This window comes from Pelomonas baiyunensis (assembly GCF_043555935.1).
Taxonomy (GTDB): domain Bacteria; phylum Pseudomonadota; class Gammaproteobacteria; order Burkholderiales; family Burkholderiaceae_C; genus Pelomonas; species Pelomonas baiyunensis.
The window spans coordinates 1-1934 of the sequence record NZ_JBIGIB010000014.1 but is presented as its reverse complement, the minus strand read 5'-3'; the positions used below and the strand labels follow the sequence as shown (position 1 = coordinate 1934).

General features: G+C 59.0%; 1 pseudogene. It reads left to right on the top strand.

Annotated elements, in window-relative coordinates:
* Window positions 1–1790 (top strand): annotated as a pseudogene (locus tag ACG01O_RS22220) (Tn3-like element IS1071 family transposase); the annotation flags it as partial.
* Between the last annotated feature and the right edge of the window lie 144 nt (window positions 1791–1934).

Sequence of the window (1934 nt, the reverse complement as noted above, 5' to 3'; positions counted from 1 at the left end):
CCCGGCGGTCGTTGCTCGTCGCCATTGCAAAGCTGCCCTGGCAGGCCACCGGCGAGCATCCTGCCATCGAGTACCTTGCCAAGCTGCAAGCTTTATATCTCAAAGGATCCAGAAAGCTGCCAGTTGAAGTGGTGGCACCAAGTCTGGGAATGATCTGGCAGGTTTCGATCTCCAGCCCAGACCGGGAACGGGCGTTTCAGGCGTTGGAGGTGGCCACCCTGTTTGCCCTGCGCCGCGCGGTGCGCAATGGCTCGGTCTGGATTGAGCACAGCCTGAGCTTTCGGGGTCGTGCGCGCTTGTTCTTCACGGACGAGCGTTGGCAGGCAGAGTCCAAGAAACACTATGCCCGTCTATCGTTACCCAGCAAGGCTGCCACTTTCTTGAAGCCTTTGCTGGCCAGAGTAACTGCCGGTGTCGATGCGGTGGCCGCTGCAGCCCGCAGTGGCGTACTGCGCGTGGATGATGAACTCCATTTGTCGCCATTGCCCGCAGAGGACGAAGACCCAGAAGTGACCAAGCTGCGCGCGGCTTTGGATCACCGCATCGGTGAGGTTCAATTGCCGGAAGTGATTCTGGCCGTTGACGCCCAGGTGCGCTTTAGCTGGATCATGCTCGGACGTGAGCCGCGCTCTACCGACGAGCTGCTGATGGTCTATGCCGGCATCATGGCCCACGGCACCAGTCTGACTGCGGTCGAATGCGCGCGCATGATTCCGCAATTGTCTGCCACCAGCATTCGCCAGGCCATGCGCTGGGCGCGGGACGAACGGCGTCTGAGCCAGGCCTGCCAGGCTGTGCTGGAATTCATGCAGCGACACCCGATTGCCGCCACCTGGGGGCGGTCCGATTTGGCATCTTCTGACATGATGAGCATGGAGACCACCAAACGGGTGTGGCAAGCCCGGCTTGATCCTCGGCGCAACACACCTTCCATTGGAATCTACTCCCATGTAAAAGACCGGTGGGGCATCTTCCATGCGCAGCCCTTTGTGCTCAATGAGCGCCAGGCGGGCGTGGCCATTGAAGGTGTCATCCGCCAAGAAAAGCTGGAGACCAGCCAGCTTGCTGTGGATACCCATGGCTACACCGACTTTGCCATGTCACATGCCCGTTTGCTTGGTTTTGATCTTTGCCCGCGGTTGAAGGAACTCAAACAGCGCCACCTCTTTGTGCCACGCGGCACCAAAGTGCCCGCAGAAATCGCTGCGGTGTGCGAAGCCAATGTCGACGTCGCTTTGATCGAAAAGCATTGGGATAGTCTGGTGCACCTGGCAGCCTCGGTCATGAGCGGACATGCCAGTGCGGTGGCAGCTCTTGCGCGGTTCGGTTCTGCCGCCCAGGGCGATCCAATCTATGAGGCTGGCGTGCAATTGGGGCGGTTGCTGCGTACGGCGTTTTTGGCTGACTACTTTGTCAAGGACGCTTTCAGGAACGAGTTGCGCCGGGTGCTCAATCGGGGCGAGGCTGTTAACGCCCTCAAGCGCGCCATTTATACCGGCCGGATCAGCCCGGCGCAGGCCAAACGTGTCGATGAAATGCAGGCTGTGGCCGATGCGTTGAGCCTGATGGCCAACATCGTGATGGCGTGGAATACCTCACAGATGCAGGCGGTCCTGGATCGCTGGTCGAACCGCCGCCAGGTCATTCCACCGGAACTGATCGGGAAGATTGCGCCCACCAGGCTGGAGAGCATCAACTTGCGGGGTGTGTTTCGCTTCCCGGTTGACCGCTATGCTGACCAAATCCTGCCTTCGCGGCCAAATGCATCGATAACTGGCACCAATGGATGAAACCGACCACGGTTTGACGCCACGAATCGCAGATTTGAAAGTGAACAGGAAAGTCAATGAAATCAACGATCTACCAACACCACCTCCGCGCCAGTGCTAGCTTTTCGTACCGTCACTTATTGCACTGAAAACGAGGAGACCCCG